General features: G+C 56.9%; 10 protein-coding genes and 1 pseudogene. 5 read left to right on the plus strand and 6 right to left on the minus strand.

The genetic code is table 11. The features are described from left to right. Positions 1-22: 22 nt before the first annotated feature. Positions 23-1,945 carry a PrkA family serine protein kinase gene (locus OKC42_RS18835; protein ID WP_033113275.1) on the minus strand — a complete coding sequence of 641 codons (1,923 nt, stop codon included), beginning with the start codon at positions 1,943-1,945 and terminating at the stop codon, positions 23-25. A 591-nt stretch (positions 1,946-2,536) separates the two neighbouring features. Then, complete coding sequence (locus tag OKC42_RS18840) at positions 2,537-4,453, minus strand: RecQ family ATP-dependent DNA helicase (RefSeq protein WP_270820600.1); 1,917 nt, start codon at positions 4,451-4,453, stop codon at positions 2,537-2,539. Between the two features lie 355 nt (positions 4,454-4,808). Here OKC42_RS18840 and sstT point away from each other — a divergent pair, with 355 nt between their 5' ends. Next, complete coding sequence (gene sstT / locus OKC42_RS18845; protein ID WP_216962593.1) at positions 4,809-6,059, plus strand: serine/threonine transporter SstT; 1,251 nt, start codon at positions 4,809-4,811, stop codon at positions 6,057-6,059. Positions 6,060-6,266: 207 nt separating this feature from the next. Beyond that, positions 6,267-7,259 (plus strand): hypothetical protein, encoded by a 993-nt coding sequence (locus OKC42_RS18850; RefSeq protein ID WP_021230165.1) that lies wholly within the window; start codon positions 6,267-6,269, stop codon positions 7,257-7,259. Positions 7,260-7,525: 266 nt separating this feature from the next. Here the strand turns inward: OKC42_RS18850 and OKC42_RS18855 are convergent, their stop codons facing one another. The 3 genes from OKC42_RS18855 to pabB all read right to left on the minus strand — a co-directional run bounded on the left by OKC42_RS18855 (position 7,526) and on the right by pabB (position 10,933). Then, positions 7,526-8,824 carry a serine/threonine transporter gene (locus OKC42_RS18855; protein WP_270820605.1) on the minus strand — a complete coding sequence of 433 codons (1,299 nt, stop codon included), beginning with the start codon at positions 8,822-8,824 and terminating at the stop codon, positions 7,526-7,528. A 216-nt stretch (positions 8,825-9,040) separates the two neighbouring features. Further along, positions 9,041-9,607 carry a CoA pyrophosphatase gene (locus OKC42_RS18860; protein WP_111900929.1) on the minus strand — a complete coding sequence of 189 codons (567 nt, stop codon included), beginning with the start codon at positions 9,605-9,607 and terminating at the stop codon, positions 9,041-9,043. A 42-nt stretch (positions 9,608-9,649) separates the two neighbouring features. After that, the gene (pabB, locus tag OKC42_RS18865; protein WP_270820606.1) at positions 9,650-10,933 is read right to left on the minus strand and encodes an aminodeoxychorismate synthase component I; all 1,284 of its coding nucleotides are present in this window, start codon (positions 10,931-10,933) and stop codon (positions 9,650-9,652) included. 293 nt (positions 10,934-11,226) lie between these two features. Between pabB and OKC42_RS18870 the strand changes: the two genes are divergently transcribed. Continuing rightward, positions 11,227-12,753: a fumarate hydratase gene (locus tag OKC42_RS18870; RefSeq protein ID WP_005351759.1), complete on the plus strand. Its 1,527-nt coding sequence runs from the start codon at positions 11,227-11,229 to the stop codon at positions 12,751-12,753. Positions 12,754-12,949: 196 nt separating this feature from the next. Here OKC42_RS18870 and OKC42_RS18875 read toward each other — a convergent pair whose 3' ends face one another. Next, the gene (locus tag OKC42_RS18875) at positions 12,950-13,528 is read right to left on the minus strand and encodes a PhnA domain-containing protein (protein ID WP_182963801.1); all 579 of its coding nucleotides are present in this window, start codon (positions 13,526-13,528) and stop codon (positions 12,950-12,952) included. A gap of 184 nt (positions 13,529-13,712) precedes the next feature. Here OKC42_RS18875 and OKC42_RS18880 point away from each other — a divergent pair, with 184 nt between their 5' ends. Together OKC42_RS18880 and OKC42_RS18885 are read left to right on the plus strand one after the other, a co-directional pair. Beyond that, entirely contained in the window at positions 13,713-14,933 is a 1,221-nt protein-coding gene (locus OKC42_RS18880) for a methyltransferase (RefSeq protein ID WP_151285656.1), read from the plus strand. A gap of 307 nt (positions 14,934-15,240) precedes the next feature. Next, positions 15,241-15,549 (plus strand): annotated as a pseudogene (locus OKC42_RS18885) (carbohydrate-binding protein); the annotation flags it as partial. Between the last annotated feature and the right edge of the window lie 161 nt (positions 15,550-15,710).

A 15,710-nucleotide genomic window follows, 5' to 3' on the forward strand; every position in this document is an offset into this window, starting at 1 on the left:
ACTCCCCCTTGAACAGTCAGGGTCAGGATGACTTGCGTACCCTGAGATACCATTCGGAGAGCAGTCGCACCTGTTTGCGGGTGTAGCCTTTCTCCATCATCCGTTCGACAAAGTTATCGTGCTTCTTCTGCTCCTCGGCCGAGGTTTTGCTGTTGAAGGAGATAACCGGCAGCAGCTCTTCCGTGTTGGAGAACATCTTCTTCTCGATCACGGTGCGCAGCTTCTCGTAACTGGTCCAGTTGGGGTTACGGCCTGCATTGTTGGCCCGGGCACGCAGCACGAAGTTGACGATTTCGTTGCGGAAATCTTTCGGGTTGCTGATCCCGGCGGGTTTTTCAATTTTCTCCAGCTCGCTGTTGAGGGACGCTCTGTCAAACAGCTGGCCGGTTTCGGGGTCACGGTACTCCTGATCCTGGATCCAGAAGTCGGCGTAGGTGACGTAGCGATCGAAGATGTTCTGACCGTACTCGGAGTAGGACTCGAGATAGGCGGTCTGGATCTCCTTGCCGATGAACTCCACATAACGCGGAGTCAGATAACCCTTGATGAACTCAAGGTAGCGATCGTGCAGCTCTTGCGGGAACTGCTCGCGCTCGATCTGCTGCTCCAGCACATAGAAGAGATGCACCGGGTTGGCGGCCACTTCCGCGTGGTCGAAGTTGAAGACGCGGGAGAGGATCTTGAACGCAAAGCGAGTAGAGAGACCATTCATCCCCTCGTCCACACCGGCGTAGTCGCGATACTCCTGATAGCTCTTCGCCTTGGGATCTGTGTCTTTGAGGCTCTCGCCATCATAGACCCGCATCTTGGAGTAGATGCTGGAGTTTTCCGGCTCTTTCAGCCGTGACAACACCGAGAACTGGCCCAGCAGTTCGAGGGTACCTGGGGCGCATTTGGCCTCGGTCAGTTCGCTATTGACCAGCAGCTTTTCGTAGATCTTCACCTCTTCCGAGACGCGCAGGCAGTAAGGGACCTTGACGATGTAAACGCGGTCGAGGAAGGCCTCGTTGTTCTTGTTGTTGCGGAACTGCTGCCATTCGGATTCGTTGGAGTGGGCCAGCAGAATGCCGTCAAAGGGGAGGGCAGAGAGCCCTTCGGTACCGTTGTAGTTACCCTCCTGGGTTGCTGTCAGCAGCGGGTGCAGTACCTTGATAGGCGCCTTGAACATCTCCACAAACTCCATAACCCCCTGGTTCGCTTTACACAGCGCACCTGAGTAGGAGTAAGCATCGGCGTCATCCTGGGCGAAGTGCTCCAGCATGCGGATGTCGACCTTGCCGACCAGTGAGGAGATATCCTGGTTGTTGTCATCACCCGGTTCCGTTTTGGCGATGGCAATCTGATCGAGGATGGAGGGGTTGACCTTCTCCACCTTGAACTTGGTGATGTCGCCGCCAAACTCGTGCAGGCGTTTGGCCACCCAGGGGGACATGATGGGACGCAGGTAACGGCGCGGGATGCCGTACTCTTTTTCCAGGATCTCCCCATCCTCTTCGATATCGAACAGGCAGAAGGGGTGATCGTTGACCGGTGAGCCCTTGATGCGATAAATGGGCACCTTCTGCATCAGGGATTTGAGTTTCTCTGCCAGCGAGGATTTACCGCCGCCAACAGGGCCCAGCAGATAGAGGATCTGTTTCTTCTCCTCCAGCCCTTGGGCGGAGTGTTTGAGGTAGGAGACGATCTGTTCGATGGCCTCTTCCATCCCGTAGAAATCCTTGAAGGCGGGATAGCGTGCCACGACGCGGTTGGAGAAGAGTCGGCTCAGTCTGGGGTTGGCTGAGGTGTCTACCATCTCCGGCTCACCAATGGCGGTCAGCAGACGTTCGGCTGCGGAGGCGTAGCAGGCTTTATCCTGCTTACACATATCCAGGAACTCCTGGATGGTATATTCCTCTTCTCTCGCTTTTTCATATCGCTGTTGGTAATGCTCGAATATGCCCATAACTTTGCCCTCGTTATAGTCGCTTACCCTGAAAAATGTGGATGACTGCTTTTGTGTTGTGCGCTTTTAAAGCCTAGTCAACAGACTCCAGTAATCCATCACGGTTGATAGGTTAAATTCTGAAGAAACCTGCCCGATCCTTGTGCGGGGAGGGTCAGTCAACAACACCGCTATGTTACTGACTGTTAAATTATTTTTGCCACGATAGTGAGGTAAATGTCAAAGACATAAAAAATAAATGTTTATGGGAAACAGGGAACTTATTGCGAAAAGATTAAGGGGTTTGACGAAAGGCAATGGGGCTGCGGGTTAGCGGGGTTATGAATGAAAACGTCATTACGTGTACGTCAACGTAAATCACTTTGTTTGGAGTTTTTGCTCTAATTTTTACATTGACGCTACATTTTGAGTGCCCTAGATTGGCGATGTGTGAGCAGCAAGACGCTTTAGCAAGAGAGTTGACTGTTGCCTCACCAAGCTCTGTTTAAGCACGTTTCCGTTGGCTTGACCCTCGCAACCGCGAGGGTCTTCTTTTTCTGCGTCTGTAAACGCTTGTTTCTGCTGGTGGCTATTGACGCCGCCAGCACTCATCTAGCAAGGGTAGGCTTGTTGCACTGCCGCCAGGACGCTTGCAAACGGGTGCGCGGCCAACTGGCCTGCACCCGCCAGCGATTTGGCTTTGACCCGGCTGGTCAGCGGTGTGGTGATGCCGCACAGGAAACGGGCCAGAACACGAGCATCCACGAAACCGGTTTTGGTAATCAGCGGATCGCACCAGGCGCGGATCCCCGCCTCGTTTGGCATGGTCAGTGAGGGCAGGGGCGGGAGATGCGCCACCTCGCCGCGACAAACCGAACAGTGGCCACAATGAACCGGCGCCACCTCATCGGCAAAATAGCGGGCGAGGCGGTGGCTCAGGCACTCACTTGAGGTGAAAAAGTCGAGCATGGCTTGCAGTCTGGCCAGCTCACTCTGCTCTTTTTGCAGGAACAGGGCATGCAGGGCATTTGCTTCCTGCTCGTTGTCCCATTCCTGACGGGTGATCCGGTAGACCTCGGTCATCTGCTTGCTTTCAAGCTCGATCCAGCCTTGCTGCTGCAGGTAGTCGAGCGCCGCAACCGCCCGCTGTCGCTCCCCCTGATAGCCCTGCCAGAGGGCGTCAAAGTCCATGGTGCACCAGCTGCGCGCTTGCGGGGCACAGGCGAACAGCTGTTCCAGAAACTGGCGGCGATCCGGATTGAAGCGGCTCACAATCTCGTCTTTATCCAGCACAAACTTGAAGCGGTAGTCGGCGTAGTAGCTGTAGGCCGGGGTGATGATGCCTGCCATCTCCAGATAGACCAGCAGGGTTTTAAGGGGCAACTGGCGGATATTGGTGTCGTTGGAGAGGCGCAGCAGGGTGAATTCCCACTCGCTCCCACTCTGCTTGATGATGGCAAGAAGCTGGAGGATGGCACTCAAATCCGGCGTATCGCCGTAGACGAAGTTCTCCAGCACCGGCAGCTGGCTCTGGTTGGCCAGCACGATACAGCGCGATGGTTGGCCATCCCGTCCGGCGCGGCCAATCTCCTGGCTGTAGTTTTCGATGGATTTGGGCAGATCGTAGTGAATGACCCGCCGGATATCCGCTTTGTCGATCCCCATGCCAAAGGCAATGGTGGCGACGATGCAGTCCACCTTGCCAGCCATGAAGTCGTGCTGGATCTGGCTGCGCAGCGCCGAGTCGAGTCCGGCATGATAGGCGCGGGCGTTGATCCCTTCTCTAATGAGTTGCTCGGCACAGGCTTCGGCGGTGTGCTGCAAGGTGACGTAGACGATGGTGGGGGCCGCCGGATCGTTGGCCAGCTCCTGTGCGAGCCAGCTATCCCGCGCGTCGGGCGCCAGGGGAATGACTGCCAGATCAAGATTGGGGCGATAGAAACCGGTGACCACGACCCCCTCCGGTTCGATGCCGAATTTGGTCTGCATATCCTGAATCACCGCCGGTGTGGCGGTGGCCGTCAGCAGCAACACCTGCGGGATCTTCAGGTCATGGCGATAGCTCGGCAGCTTGAGGTAGTCGGGGCGAAAGTTGTGGCCCCACTCAGAAATACAGTGGGCTTCGTCAACCACCAGCAGCGAGAGCGGCACTTGTTGGATAAAGCGGCGAAAGCGCTCGTTCTTGAGTCGCTCCACCGAGATCATCAGGATCTTGAGCTGGCCATCCAGCGCCTGCTGCATCACTCGTCGGCTCTCCTCCGGGCTCTGGCTTGAGTCGAGGGTAGCGGCGCTTATTCCCTTGCTTTTGAGGAAGGCGAGTTGATCGTGCATCAGCGCTAGCAGCGGCGAGATAACCAGGGTCAGGTGAGGCAGGGCGAGGGCAGGCAGTTGATAACAGAGCGACTTGCCGGAGCCGGTGGGAAAGATGGCGGCGGCACTCTGACCTGCCAGCACCCGGCTGATCACCGCCTCCTGACCTGGCCTGAGTGCGGAGAAACCAAAATATTGGTTGAGCAGGGATGGGATCATGGCAAGGCTCCGCGGCAAATGGGGGATGATAGCACAGCGACGCCGGTCACGGATGACACAGGAATGGTTGCCAAGTCGAGAGCAGAGAGTGCCGATAACACGTACAAAAATGGGTGGTTGCGCTGCTGTTGAGATTTTGTTGCGGTTTTTTGTGATATAAACGGGATATTTTTTGGTGAGTCTCTGGAAAAAAAAGATGGCGAATGGGATATTCCGTCATGCAATCCGGTGACTGGCGGATCGGCCCGACAGAAGGCTGGCCACAGACACCACATTCGGGCGACAGGGGTCTCCCGATGGGTGGTTGCAGACAGGACTCATGATTCATGCACTACGGTGCTTAGGGACTTTTTTGATGACACAACAACACCCCCTCCTTCGGCTGGTCAATAGCACCAGTCTGGTCAGCCAGATCCTGGTTGGTCTGGTATTCGGTATCTTGCTGGCGATGTTTGCGCCCGAGTGGGCGAAAACGGCAGGTCTGCTCGGCAGTCTGTTCGTTGGTGCACTGAAAGCGGTAGCTCCGCTGCTGGTATTCGTACTGGTGATGGCGGCCATCATTGGTCACAAGCAGGGTCAGAAGACCAATATGCGACCGATCCTGCTGCTCTATCTGTTTGGTACCTTCTCTGCGGCCGTGGTCGCGGTGATTGCCAGCTTCCTGTTCCCCTCTAACCTCCATCTGGTGGCCAATACTGCCGAGATCACCCCGCCAGGCGGGATCACCGAGGTGCTGCAGACCCTGCTGTTCAACGTGGTGACCAACCCGGTCAAGGCGCTGATGGATGCCAACTATATCGGGATCCTGGCGTGGGCCATCGGTCTGGGTATCGCCATGCGCCATGCCAACGAGAGCACCAAGGCGCTCATCACTGACCTGTCTCACGGTGTCTCCGCCATCGTGAAAGCGGTGATCCGCTGTGCTCCGCTCGGGATCCTGGGTCTGGTTGCTTCCACTCTGGCAGAGACCGGCTTTGACGCCCTGTTTGGCTATGCCCAACTGCTGGTGGTGCTGATCGGCTGCATGCTGTTTATCGCCTTCGTGGTCAACCCATTGATCGTCTTCTGGAAGATCAAGCGCAACCCCTATCCGCTGGTGCTGACCTGCCTCAAAGAGAGCGGCGTGACCGCCTTCTTTACCCGCAGCTCTGCCGCCAACATTCCGGTCAACATGGCGCTGTGTGAAAAACTGCGTCTGCCGGAGGATACCTATGCGGTCTCCATCCCGCTGGGTGCCACCATCAACATGGCGGGTGCTGCCATCACCATCACTGTGCTCGCCATGGCGGCGGTACATACCCTGGGGATGGAAGTGGACATGGCAACGGCTGTGCTGCTCTCCGTGGTTGCCACCGTCAGCGCCTGTGGCGCATCCGGTGTCGCCGGTGGCTCCTTGCTGCTGATCCCGCTGGCCTGCAGCCTGTTTGGCATCAGCAACGACATCGCCATGCAGGTGGTGGCCGTCGGCTTTATCATCGGCGTGTTGCAGGATTCTGCTGAGACAGCACTGAACAGCTCCACCGACGTGCTGTTCACCGCCGCTGCTTGCATGGCCGAAGATGAAACCCTGCTGGAACCTTCCGCGCTGCCCAGCAGCGAGGCGTGAGCCGGTAGCTCGATTTTTCGATTCAGCCCCTCTCTGTGAGGGGCTTTTTATATCAGCGGGCCTAAATGTGTTGAGGAGAGGAGTGCGCAAGAAAACATTCATTTTGATGAAATGTTTGGTTACAAATAGCCGACAGACAGTGCGGGTGCTGCCCCGTTAAAATAGCTGCGGAATAATAAGGTTCAGGCTAAAAAACGAGATTAAATAATGAAAAAAACTACGCTTTCGTGGGCAATTATTGGTGCATTAGGTTTGGTTGGTTGCGGTGGTGGTGGCGGAGATAGTGGTGGTGGTGGTACCACGCCACCGGAGCCGCAACCGAGGGCGCTGCCGGTGGCTGGCGTCTATCTCCCCGTCCTGATGGACGCTCAGGGGCAGTTAATCAACCGTCCGGTCAACGACAGTTATCGTGCGGTCGGTCTTGTCTATCCGGCGTCCACAGAGGGCACGGGTTGGGCGATGAACATTGCTGAGAAAAGAAGTGCCACAGTCAGCACTTATACCTTCCCTCAAGGCTTCTCTTCTCTGAATAAAGGTGAGGGTTACCCACTGACGTTGTCGTTGCTGGTGAACAAAAGCCAACCCAGTACCTTCGACTCGGCTGAGCAAAAGTCCAATACCAATGTCGATGGGTTGGTCAAGGTGGCGTCTGTGCCAGATACGGCGGGAAGCAGCCAGTCACTCTGGGTACTCGATTATCGACCCGTCAAAGCCAAAATCGATTCTGCACTCACTATTCAGAATTGGGGCGGCCAAGTGGCATTGCAGCCGATGGTCACTGCGCCTATCAACGCGGACTCCTGGTACAACCTTGGGGAGAGTGCACTGTTTCAAGATTTCAAAACCGAGCGCAGCAACAATGGTTTGGGGATCAAGCTGACCATCCTGTTTAAAGAAGGGTGTTCTGTAAGCGGTGAGACAGAGGCCAACACTCAAGGTTTGAACAAGCTGACGTTGACTGGTTGGAACAATCGGTCATGCAGTTTCAATACCTTGACAGGGCCTGCTGATATCAAAGAGGGAAAAATTTATGAGGGGCTCTGGGAAAAAAGGATGCGCGAATTTGCCGATCGCAACGCCAGTGTCACTGCATATCTGACCATGAAACCGGGTAGCAATGGTCAGAAAGACACCCTGGTGCTCGGTATTCCGGAAATCACCGGTATCACGCCGTTCCTGTTGGAAGCGCAACCACTCTAATCAGCCAGAGATAGTGCGTGTTTATCAAGAGATGCCAGTCGCTTACCCGACTGGCATTTTTGTTGGTCGAGGTTCGGTGCGAAGCCCTGAAACACCATGATGCTGGTGCCGGATAAGGGCTGTGTCCCAGGTTGCTGCGTGAGTGTGGATTACGTCACCGCAATAACCGCATGATGAGGCGTAAGCATATTCAGGACGGGACAACGCAATAAAAAAAGCCAGCCGAGTGTTCGGCTGGCTTTTTGCTATCAGCGGCAGGTAGGGGATTAACCGACCAGCTGATAGAGGATGGCGGAGATGGCGATCATGCCCATGGTTGCAACGAAGACGTTGCTGATATGGCCCTGATATTTCGCCATAGCCGGTACGCGCTTGATGGCGTACATCGGCATGATGAACAGGATGGTAGCGATGATCGGGCCGCCCAAGGATTCAATCATGCCCAGGATGGAAGGGTTGGCAATGGCAGTGCCCCACAGGGTCAGGATGAAGAAGGCGATAATGAACATCTCGACTTTCTTGGCGTTCGGCTCTTTGCCGGACTTGCGCATGTTCTGCACGATCATCCCTTTCAGACCTTCACGGGCACCCAGATAGTGGCCGAAGAAGGAGGATACGATGGCTACGAACGCAACCAACGGACCGAAGTAGGAGATGATGGGGCTGGCATGCTGGTTCGCCAGATAGGAGAGCACGGCGATGTTCTGGGCCTTGGCTTCTGCCAGCTGGGCCGGTGTCAGGCTCATGACGCAGGAGAAGACGAAGAACATCACGAAGCCCAGCAGCACCATGGCGGTACGCTTGAGGATGGCATCGGCTTTCTCGACAGCCTGATCGCCGTGGTCGCGGCGCTGGGCCAGGGAGAAGCTGGAGATGGCCGGGCTGTGGTTGAAGGAGAAAACCAGTACCGGGATGGTCAGCCACAGGGTAGTGGCGAAATCCTTGGCAGAGGGCACTTGCTCCAGCGCAGCACCGGTCCAGTCAGGGATCAGGTACAAAGAGATACCGGCCAGAATGGCGATCAACGGATAAACCAGCAGCTCGGTCACTTTCAGCATCAGCTTTTCACCGGCCAGCATTACCGACATCATGCCCATGATCAGCACAATGGAGAGGATCCAGCGCGGTGGGGCACTCACCTGCAGCTGATTGACCATAAAGCTTTCCACGGTGTTGGTGATACCCACGCCATAGATCAGCACGATGGGGTAGATGGCGAAGAAGTAGAGCAGGGTGATTAATTTACCGGCACCCACGCCAAAGTGCTCTTCCACCACTTCGGTGATGTCTGCATTTGGCTTTTTGGAGGAGAGGACGAAGCGGGCCAGACCACGGTGTGCCAGATAGGTCATGGGACCTACCAGCAGCGCCATGACGACCAGCGGCCAGAAACCGCCCATACCCGCGTTGATCGGCAGGAACAGGATCCCCGCGCCAACCGCGGTCCCGAACAGACTGATGACCCAGGTAGAGTCGCGTTTTTCCCAACGAGTGGTTTGAGTAGAGCGGATCCCTTGCTCTGTTGACGCCGCAACTCCCTGCGTGCCAGTGACTGTGTTTGACATCTATCTCACCCCGAATGTGTGGTTCTTATTAAGTCGGCGCAAGGATACGGTTTTTCTAATCAAAAATGTTGATCAAATTCATCTTTACGGCACGAAAAACCGCACTTTCTTATGGAAATGTGATCAAAACAAGAAAAATTCAATTATTGTTTATCAATTGGCACGTTATTTTAGTGTTAATGATTAAATCTCGCTCAGCCAAATGTAGGTAAATTGTTATTTTGCGAGATGCTGGGCTAGCTGGTTGATCATGCTGGCGGTAGCCCCCCAGATAAAGTGCTGTTGCCAGGGGATCCAGTAGATGGTGTGTGCTTTCCCCCCTCTGGAAAGGGTCAGGGGGATGTGGTTGCGCCGATCCAGCAGATGGGTCAGCGGCACTTCGAAGGCGTGATCCACCTCATCCGGACTCAGGATGAGGGGATAGTTACCATCGAGCAGCCCCAGCACCGGCAGTACCTCGAATCGTGACACCGTATTGAGCGGGTTGAGGGTGCCGATCACTTCAATCAGCCGTGCCGGAATGCCGAGCTCCTCTTCGGTCTCTCGCAGCGCCGTGGCAATCAGGTTTTCGTCGCCGGGATCCTGTCGCCCGCCGGGGAAGCTGATCTGCCCCCCATGATGACGCAGCCGTGGGCTGCGCCGGGTCAGTAACACGCTGAGCCCCTCATTGCGCATCACCACCGGGATCAATACCGCAGCCGGACTGAGCCCGCCAATGGCGAGGCGATGGGCCGGGGCGGGTCGCTGCAACTGGAAGCGGGTCAGCAGTTCGTGGCGATCCATGGCGGGGAGCTCTCCTGTGTGTTGCCTGGATGGTGGGGAGGGTTACAGCGCCGAGAGGGGCGGAAGGATGCGGGCGACTTTGTCATAAGTCTCCTGATATTCGCTGTCGGCGTCGGAGTCGGCGATGATGCCGCCACCGGCCCAGCAGTGCAGGTGACCCGCTTCGGCGATCAAAGTGCGAATGCAGATGCTGGTATCCATCCGACCATGCTGGCTGAGATAGCCGATGCTGCCGCAATAGGCGTTGCGGCGCTGGGGCTCCAGCTCTTCGATGATCTCCATGGCGCGGATCTTGGGGGCGCCGGTGATGGAGCCACCCGGGAAACAGGCGCGCAGCAGATCGACTCCTTGCCAGCGTGCATCCAGCTCACCGTGGATGGTGGAGACCAGATGATGTACCGCCGGAAACGACTCCACCGCAAAGAGATGAGGCACGCTGACCGAGCCAGGCCGGCTGACCCGACCTATATCGTTGCGCAGCAGATCAACGATCATCAGATTCTCTGATCTGTCCTTGTCCGCCTGCGCCAGCTCCAGCGCGACTTGCCGATCGATGGTCGGATCAGGGTGGCGCGGACGAGTGCCCTTGATGGGTTTGGTTTCGATATGACGGCCATCGAGCAGCAGGAACCGCTCGGGAGAGAGGCTCAGCAGTGCACTGTCCGGCAGACGGATAAAGGCTGAGAAGGGAGCCTTGTTGGCGGTTGCCAGCAGGCAATAGGCCTGCCACTCATCCCCCTGATAGGGGGCGCTGAAACGCTGGGTCAGGTTGATCTGATAGCAATCCCCCGCGGCGAGATATTCCTGAATACGGGCAAACTTCTCGCCATACTCGGCACGGCTCATATTGCTCTGCCACGACCCCTGCAAGGCAAAAGAGGGGGCCGGTTTGGCCTGTTGTTGCTCAAGCCAGGCCAGCCGGTTGGCAAGGCCTGCTTCATCCCCCCAGTGCACCAGTTGCCAGTCGCCGGCCGCCACATTGCGCAGCAGCGCCCAGTCGTAGATGCCCACCGCCATGTCCGGCACCGCGATATCGGCGGCGGCCTGCTCCGGCAGTCGTTCGAAGCGGCGGCCGAGATCATAGCCAAAGAGACCGAGGGCGCCACCAATAAAGGGCAGGTGAGTGGCGCACAGTTCCAGCTCCCCCAGCAGCTGTTGCTGGGTATGGGCCAGCAGGGCAAGGGGATCTTCGTGGTGTCTGCTGATATCCGCCCCGACACGCAGAGTGGTCACCTCGCCGCGGGTTTCGAGGGTCGCCAGCGGATCGGCGCTGATGATATCAAAGCCGTTGTCGGCACCGAATGGTCCCGCCGATTCCAGCAACATGGCCCACGGCTGATGTTGCAGGCGGGCAAAAAGCTGATGGAGTTCAGCACTATGGTCTAGATGATGGATATGAAGTGTTGGCGTCATTTTATGTTACACAGGCAACAGTTTGGTTCCCGAACCCTAGTCGGTGCTGGTGGGCAAGCGTATCATAGGTGTCGGTGACTTAAGAAAAAACTGCCGTGTCGTTCGTTTTTTGCTGGTTGATAGTTTTTAGCCAGCACGTCAGCACGGCCATCATATGGAAGCCCTTGCCCTGCTCTGTGGCAGAGACAAGGACCAGTGAGGATGATATGAGCATTATAAAAAAACAGGATTTCATCGATTCTATCGCAGATGCCCTCCAGTACATCTCCTATTACCACCCGTTGGATTTTGTTCAGGCTGCCAAAGCGGCGTATGACCGTGAGGCCAACCCGGCCGCCAAAGATGCGCTGGCCCAGATCCTGATCAACTCCCGCATGTCCGCCGAAGGTCATCGTCCGCTCTGCCAGGACACCGGCATCGTGACCTGTTTCGTCAAGATTGGCATGCAAGTCCAGTGGGACAGCGACATGACTGTGCAGGAGATGGTGGACGAAGGGACCCGTCGTGCCTACACCAATCCTGACAACCCGCTGCGCGCCTCCGTGCTGGCCGATCCGGCCGGCAGTCGCAAAAACACCAAAGACAACGCCCCTGCCGTGGTCCATATCGACATGATCCCCGGCAATAAGGTGGAAGTGAGCATCGCGGCCAAAGGCGGCGGCTCCGAGAACAAATCCAAGATGGTGATGCTCAACCCCTCTGACGATATCGTCGAGTGGGTGCTGAAAACCGTGCCGACCATGGGCGCAGGCTGGTGCCCGCCCGGCATGCTGGGCATCGGCATCGGCGGTACCGCCGAGAAAGCGGCGGTACTGGCCAAAGAGGCCCTGATGGAGCACATCGACATTCAGGAGCTGATCGCCCGTGGCCCGCAAACCACTGAAGAGAAGCTGCGGGTCGAGCTCTACGACAAGGTCAACAAGCTGGGGATCGGTGCCCAGGGGTTGGGCGGCCTTACTACCGTGCTGGATGTGAAGGTGAAATCTGCGCCGACTCACGCCGCCTCCAAGCCGGTGGTGATGATCCCCAACTGCGCCGCGACCCGCCACGTTCACTTCGAGCTGGATGGTTCAGGGCCCGCCGAGCTGACCCCACCGAAACTGAGTGACTGGCCGGAGATCACCCGTGAAGCGGGTGGCAACGTGCGCCGCGTCAACGTCGATGGCATCACCAAGGCCGAACTGGCCAGCTGGAAGAGCGGTGATACCGTGCTGCTCTCCGGCAAGATCCTCACCGGTCGCGACGCCGCCCACAAGCGTATCGCCGACATGCTGAAAAATGGCGAAGGGCTGCCTGAAGGGGTCGATTTCACCAACCGCTTTATCTATTACGTTGGCCCCGTCGATGCGGTGCGTGACGAAGTAGTTGGCCCGGCTGGTCCCACCACCTCCACCCGGATGGACAAGTTCACCGACATGATGCTGGGTGAAACCGGCCTGATCGGCATGATCGGCAAATCCGAGCGTGGCCCGAAAACCGTCGAGAGCATCAAGCAACACAAGGCCGTCTATCTGATGGCGGTCGGCGGCGCTGCCTATCTGGTGGCCAAGGCGATCAAGAAAGCCCGCGTGGTGGCATTTGCCGATCTCGGCATGGAAGCGATCTACGAGTTTGAAGTGGAAGATATGCCGGTGACCGTTGCGGTCGATTCCGAAGGCAACAATATCCACGAAACCGGCCCGGCCTACTGGTCTGCCAAGATTGCCGAGCTGGACGGCAAACTCTCCTCCTGAGTGACCGTTTCCGCTGCCGGTTAACGGCATCGGCCATGTAAACAAGGCGCGTCCATCCGGATGCGCCTTGTTGCTTTTGCTGGCCTGTTATGGGCTCAGGTTGGCCGCTTGCGGCAAGCGGATATAAAAAAGGATGGCGTGACGCCATCCTTTTTCGTTGTGCTTGTGCTCTGTCAGCAGCGCAATTGCACCTGGCTTAGGCCTTTTTCAGGTAGGCGGCCACCAGTACGATCTGCACGCCGTTGACCTTGCCTTCGATATGGAGCGGGTTGTTGGTCAGACGGATGCCCTTGACCAGGGTGCCGCGCTTGGCGGTGAAACCGGCGCCTTTCACGTCCAGATCCTTGATCAGGGTAACGGAGTCGCCCTCTTGCAGCACGGCGCCGTTGGAGTCAACGGTCGGTACGCTGTCATCATCTTCGTCAGCAATACCAGCTTCAGCCCATGCCTTGGCTTCGTCTTCCATGTACATCATGTCCAGCAGATCCTGAGCCCACACTTCACCCTTGCCGGAGAGTGTTTTCAGCTGGCGCCATGCCATCACCTGCACCGCAGGCACCTGGCTCCACATGCTGTCGCTCAGGCAACGCCAGTGGTTGACCACCAAGGTATCCGGTTGTTTCAGCTGACCACGGCAGGTGTCACAGATAGCAACGCTGTGATCATCGTCGCTGGCGGGGGAGTGAGGCACCACGAAGGCGGTCAGCGCCTGCTCGGCGCTGCACAGTTCACACTTGGCGCCCGCGCGCGCTTGCAGAATGGCGTTGATGGTCATGTTGTTGGTCCCATAGCTAGTGGTAAAACGACCCGCGTTGGGCGGGGCGCGTGAAAGAGGGGGCGGAATATAGCATAAAACCCCGTACTTTGTCAGGTCTGCCCTGGCTCACAAGGTTGGCTGTGCTGTTGCGCGGCGCTGATCGTTTGGTATTGAGAGTGCAATTTGAAGCGGGATCGCTAGAATGAGCCTCCTTTTTGACTGCAAGGCAGGGGCATTCGTGCTGGCTCAACGTTTTCAACAACTGGATCGACTGCTCACCCGCTACCGACGCTGGTGGCAATATCAGCCATATCATCATCTGACCATGGCCTTTGCCGATGAGGCGCCCGTACTGGCGGCACTGCTCAATGGGCTGACCCTTGCCCAGTTGGCGGAGTTCGATGCGGATATGGATGCACTCAGCACGCTGCTTGCCCCTTGGATTGCCGAGGGAGCCGAGCTGCAGCAACTCAGCCAGCTTGCCCCGTTTACCCCTGAGCCCATCACTTGCAGCAAGGAGATGGCGCTGCATATGCCGGGGCGCAAGCAGGCCCAGATCGAGTCGTTCACCGCCTGTCTGCCTGCCCATCAGGGCCCCTATCTGGAGTGGTGTGCCGGTAAGGGCCACCTTGGGCGGCTGGTATCACTTCATCGACAGGCTCCGATCCTCAGTCTGGAGTTGCAAGATCAGCTTTGTGACGATGGTCGGCTGCTGGCCGAGCGGGATGGTGCCAATATGACCTTTACCTGCGCCGATGCCTTTGCACCCGAATCGGCGGTGCTGATCGCCCCCGAACATCACGCCATAGCACTCCATGCCTGCGGCGAGCTGCACACCCATCTGCTGGAGCGGGTGGCCGAGCGCAGTGCCCGCGGAGTGACCATCTCTCCCTGTTGTTACCACCTGATCCGTACCAGCCACTATCGCCCGCTGTCAGCCGCGGCCAGCGCCAGCGAGCTGGTGTTGAGCAAGGCGGATCTCAAGTTGCCGCTACAGGAGACGGTCACTGGCGGTGCGCGGATCGCCCGCCTGCGCGAGCAGGAAGTGGTGTGGCGGCTCGGGTTTGACTGCCTGCAGCGTCAGGTGCGCGGGGTGGATGAGTATCTGCCGGTGCCCAATATGCAAAAGAGCCTGCTGACCGGCACCTTCGAGGCATTCTGCGTTTGGGCTTCCGAGCGCAAAGGGATTGTGCTGCCCGCCGGGCTCGACTATTCCGCCTGGTTGGAACACGGGGAGCGTCGCTTTGGCGATGTCGCCCGCATGGAGCTGGTGCGTCATTTGTTTCGCCGTCCCCTCGAGATCTGGCTGGCGCTGGATCGCGCGCTCTTTTTGCAAGAGCAGGGCTATCGGGTCGAAGTGGGGGAGTTTTGTGCCAAACCCATGACCCCGCGCAATATCCTGATCCGTGCCGTGCGTGCCTGACATCCGGCTATTTTGAGCATTTTTCTTGAACATTGATGATGGCTGACAGGTTGAGCCTGTCAGCCATTTTTTTCATCACGAACAATGACTGTATGGCAGGTCACCTGGCTGTCTCAACTGTTCTAAAAATGGGCGAAAGATCACGCTCTGGCGTTTTCGTTTGGGTTCTTTTTCTTTGTTTCAGCTGCACTGAATATCACAAGGTGAAATGGCTCACAAATTCTGCTTATTTCTTAATTCTCATCGTGAATTTAGTTGTTGAAACACCTACTCTTGGAACGCATTAATTCAAACAAGGACGATAAACATGTTCAAACCCAAGCGTTGTGCCTGGCTGATCGCTGCCGCCTGCGCATTGCCAAGCTATGCCGCAATGAGTGCAGCCATGAATATTCAACCCGATCCGCAAAATGCGGGAGGATATGTAATTGCGGCCCCGGATCTGGCAGCCATGGAAAAAACCAAGACGGCTAATCCCATGTATGCAATATGGGCCAAGGCATTGGCGACCCGGTCAAATAAAATCGTTGATGCCATTGAACCGGGTCTGGCAAGCAATCCTGACAACGTAAAACGGGTTGAACGGGTATTTCCCCAATCTGAATGGGAATATTTAGGGAAGGTGCGAACAAGTCCCTGATATGAGATCATGTTTGTCATCTGGAGCCATGGAACAGGGTTCATCATGAGTCATCAACTTACCTTCGCCGACAGTGAATTCAGCAGTAAGCGCCGTCAGACCAGAAAAGAGATTTTCTTGTCCCGCATGGAGCAGAT

The sequence above is a fragment of the Aeromonas sp. Y311-2 genome, assembly GCF_027706025.1.
GTDB classification, from domain to species: Bacteria; Pseudomonadota; Gammaproteobacteria; order Enterobacterales; family Aeromonadaceae; genus Aeromonas; species Aeromonas veronii.

Bases quoted from the DNA above. Each gene is read 5' to 3' on its own strand.
- OKC42_RS18835 (WP_033113275.1), bottom strand. From the start codon at position 1,945: ATGGGCATATTCGAGCATTACCAACAGCGATATGAAAAAGCGAGAGAA.
- OKC42_RS18840 (WP_270820600.1), bottom strand. From the start codon at position 4,453: ATGATCCCATCCCTGCTCAACCAATATTTTGGTTTCTCCGCACTCAGG.
- sstT (WP_216962593.1), top strand. From the start codon at position 4,809: ATGACACAACAACACCCCCTCCTTCGGCTGGTCAATAGCACCAGTCTG.
- OKC42_RS18850 (WP_021230165.1), top strand. From the start codon at position 6,267: ATGAAAAAAACTACGCTTTCGTGGGCAATTATTGGTGCATTAGGTTTG.
- OKC42_RS18855 (WP_270820605.1), bottom strand. From the start codon at position 8,824: ATGTCAAACACAGTCACTGGCACGCAGGGAGTTGCGGCGTCAACAGAG.
- OKC42_RS18860 (WP_111900929.1), bottom strand. From the start codon at position 9,607: ATGGATCGCCACGAACTGCTGACCCGCTTCCAGTTGCAGCGACCCGCC.
- pabB (WP_270820606.1), bottom strand. From the start codon at position 10,933: ATGTTGCTGGAATCGGCGGGACCATTCGGTGCCGACAACGGCTTTGAT.
- OKC42_RS18870 (WP_005351759.1), top strand. From the start codon at position 11,227: ATGAGCATTATAAAAAAACAGGATTTCATCGATTCTATCGCAGATGCC.
- OKC42_RS18875 (WP_182963801.1), bottom strand. From the start codon at position 13,528: ATGACCATCAACGCCATTCTGCAAGCGCGCGCGGGCGCCAAGTGTGAA.
- OKC42_RS18880 (WP_151285656.1), top strand. From the start codon at position 13,713: ATGAGCCTCCTTTTTGACTGCAAGGCAGGGGCATTCGTGCTGGCTCAA.